The organism is Streptosporangium sp. NPDC023963 (genome assembly GCF_040639135.1).
Classification (GTDB): domain Bacteria; phylum Actinomycetota; class Actinomycetes; order Streptosporangiales; family Streptosporangiaceae; genus Streptosporangium.
In genome coordinates this window covers 60234-63731 of sequence record NZ_JBEZZK010000029.1, presented here as the reverse complement: position 1 = coordinate 63731, position 3498 = coordinate 60234, and the positions used below count along the sequence as shown (strand labels likewise).

Below are 3498 nucleotides of genomic sequence, written 5' to 3'. Positions count from 1 at the left end.
CATGCTCCTGTGCGGGTGGTGGAGGGGTCGTGCCGTTCGGACACCACGGACACTAGAAACAGTCGAGACTTCCTTCTGCGCAGGAATGCACACTCGCGGCTGAAGGTGCACTATTACGGATTTGAGCCCTTCCGTGGTCGATGGTCCCGTGTCGCCACGCTGCGCGACGTGTCGGCAGGGCCCTGCGTCGGCGTCGCGGCCATCGGGGTTCGGCCCTGGGTCCCGCGTCTTGCTCCCCCTGCCTGACCGGGCTGTTCGCACTTGCCGTGGAGCCCTTCCGGGATCGGACCCGGCTCGTCCGGTGGAAGACGGGCTTCGCCCACGGTCCGATCGGCGTCGATGAGATCACCACGTGCCGTACCCATGTCCCGTGTCCTGCCGAAGCTGCGGACCGCACCGCGCCGGCGAACCCGCGCCCGGCGGTCCGGGCCCCGAACGGACCCTGGGTGGTGATGCCGCCTCGTTCCTCCGCGCAGCTTCATGTGCGTTACGAGTGGTCACCCGGCGGCCTGTTTCCACCTCATGAGGACATCGGCTCGTTTACAGTGAAATGCCGGAAAATGACCTTTGTTCAGCACCTGGACGATCAAAGGTGCCACTGGATTGCATGGCGATTTTATCTTTTCTCCAGAAACGGCGCCAAGTCTTTGTCTTCCGCATGTCGGATGGCAAGGAGCCGAAATGCCGATCGGTAAGGTCGGAGGATATGGCGCGTCATCGGTAATGCGCCTGAGCTGAGCCGTACCAAAGGAAAAGGGCAGTTTGATGACAGATGCCGGTCGCCCTCGCCTCGTACCAGGAAACATCGTCGGTTCCCTGCGGGTGTGGGCCCTCGCGGTCCTGGTCGCGACAGGAGGCATCGCCGCGACACCGTGTACCGCGAACGCGTTGGCGACACCGGTCGCGCTGGGCACGGCCGCCGACTTCGCGGTACTGGGCGGGGCCTCTGTCACGAACACCGGGCCCACTGTCGTCACCGGAGATCTGGGGACCAGTCCGAGCGCCGCGGTGACCGGCTTCCCGCCCGGCACCCTGATCGGAACCCTCCACGTCGCCGACGCCACCGCCGCACAGGCTCAGGTGGATCAGCTCGCCGCCTACAACGACGCCGCCTTCCGCACTCCTGACGCCACCATTCCGACGGAGCTCGGTGGGACCACCGTGACTCCCGGCGTCTACAACTCCGCCGCGGGCACGTTTCAGATCACGGGAAACGTGACGCTCGACGCCCAGGGCGACCCCAACGCGGTCTTCATCTTCCAGGCCGCCTCCACGCTCATCACCGCGGCCGCCAGCACGGTGACCCTCACCGGGGGAGCACAGGCGTGCAACGTCTTCTGGCAGGTGGGCAGCTCGTCCACCCTGGGAGCCAACACCGACTTCTCCGGCGACATCCTCGCACTGACCTCGATCACCGTGGGCGCCGGTGCGACCGTGGACGGTCGAACCCTGGCGCACAACGGCGCCGTCACACTGGACACGAACATCATCACTCTTTCCACCTGCGCGGGTCCTCCCGACAGGTCCACCACCACCACGGTGAACTCGTCATGCGCCATCAGCCAGCAAAGCCCGATCACCTTCACCGCGACGGTGAGATCTCCGGCCGGGATCGTCCCCACCGGTCCGGTCGAATTCTTCAGTGACGGAGTGAGCCTGGGCACGGCCCAACTCGACGGCACAGGCCACGCCGAGTTGACCGTCGCCCCTCTCTCCGAAGGTGTGCATGAGATCGTCGCCGTCTTCCCCGGCACGGCCGAACTGGACGGCAGCACATCGCCGGTCTTCATCCAGGCCGTCGACTCCCAGGGCTTCTGCCTGATAGAGGAATGTGGGCCGACGTGCGGCGGTGAGCCTCAAGCCAGGGTGCTGTCCACGACGGCGGAGCGTACGGCCTGCCCGTCACGCCGGCCCTCCGCGAGGGTAACGGCCGCCGGCGACACCCTGAGGGTTTCCCGCCTTCACCCGCGAAATGCGTCGAACGCTTTCGCTGCGAATTCAATGACCCGCAGGCCGAAGATCACACCATGAAGCCCTTGTGCGCATGAATATGAACCTTGATGGGCTGTTCTCCATAACTTTCCCGTCATTGTATTATCAATTTACGGTTCGGCGGCCGGGTCAATGCATTCTGGAGCATTTATCGGGTATCACGTGATCACTGCCCACGCGTCACAGAGGCTGCCCTCGAGACCCCGAACGACACGGAATGACATGAATTCTAGCGATAGCAGACATGCCGTGATCTCATGGCTCGGCAGGCGCGCCCGAAATCGGAGTGTTGCGGTAGTTCTTGTTAGCGTTTTTTTCCTTACATCATTTCAAGCGCCGACAAACACGCTCAAGGAAAAACTGGCCGGTATCTACCTGATCGCACAGATCAAGGAGGGAAAGCCGGTATCGTCCTGCCCTCCCGCTGCCGCCTCCCGAAGGCCACGCGTCCATGCGAGAGGTCATTGCCGGAAGAGATGCTGCAGGCCATGCAGGTGTAGGGACAAGCTCTGCGTATGCCCACGTGGCCCGCGCGGACCGAAAGGCAGGAAAGGATCCAAGGGCGCAACAGGTCGAACCGGCCCGTACGGCCCTCGGGGCCCAGAAGGTCCCGCAGGTGCGACTGGCATGCCAGGACCCACCGGCCCGGAAGGGCCGGCAGGCGCAACGGGCCCGGCGGATGCGCGCAGGCCCGATGGGCCGGAAGGACCTGAAGGGCCGGCAGGGGCAACGGGACCAGCGGGACCGCAAGGGGACGAAGGACCGGTAGGACCTGCGGGTGCGACCGGTGCGACGGGGCCCGAAGGGCCGGTAGGGCCGCAAGGAGAGGTCGGTCCGGTAGGACCTGAGGGTCCGGCGGGTGCGACGGGTGCAACGGGTCCGATAGGACCCGCAGGTGCGACGGGTGCGACGGGTCTGGTGGGGCCGCAAGGAGAGGTCGGTCCGGTAGGACCTGAGGGTCCGACGGGTGCGACGGGTGCAACGGGTCTGATAGGCCCTGAAGGGCCGGTAGGGCCCGCAGGTGCGACGGGTGCGACGGGCGCGGTAGGGCCGCAAGGAGAAATCGGTTCAGCAGGACCGGAAGGACCTGTGGGTGCGACGGGTGCGACGGGTCCGGTAGGGCCGCAAGGAGAGGTCGGTCCGGCAGGACCCGAGGGGCCTGTGGGTGCGACGGGTGCGACCGGTGCGACGGGCGCGACGGGCCCCGAAGGGCCGGTGGGGCCGCAAGGGGAGGTCGGGCCGGAGGGTCCGGCGGGTGTGACCGGTGCGGTGGGCCCCGAGGGGCCTGTGGGTGCGACGGGCGCGACGGGCGCGACAGGCCCCGAAGGGCCGGTGGGGCCACAAGGGGAGATCGGGCCAGCAGGACCGGAAGGACCGGAAGGACCGGAAGGACCGGAAGGACCTGTGGGTGCAACCGGTGCAACCGGTGCAACGGGTGCGACGGGTGCGGTGGGGCCGCAAGGAGAGATCGGTCCGGTAGGACCGGAAGGACCTGTGGGTGCGACG

1 protein-coding gene is annotated in these 3498 nt (G+C 66.6%); it reads left to right on the top strand.

All coding sequences use genetic code 11. The annotated features are described in order from the left end of the window. Positions 1-765 precede the first annotated feature (765 nt). Positions 766-2031: an ice-binding family protein gene (locus tag AB0F88_RS43365; protein WP_362698192.1), complete on the top strand. Its 1266-nt coding sequence runs from the start codon at positions 766-768 to the stop codon at positions 2029-2031. Positions 2032-3498: the final 1467 nt, after the last annotated feature.

Bases quoted from the DNA above. Each gene is read 5' to 3' on its own strand.
- AB0F88_RS43365 (WP_362698192.1), top strand. From the start codon at position 766: ATGACAGATGCCGGTCGCCCTCGCCTCGTACCAGGAAACATCGTCGGT.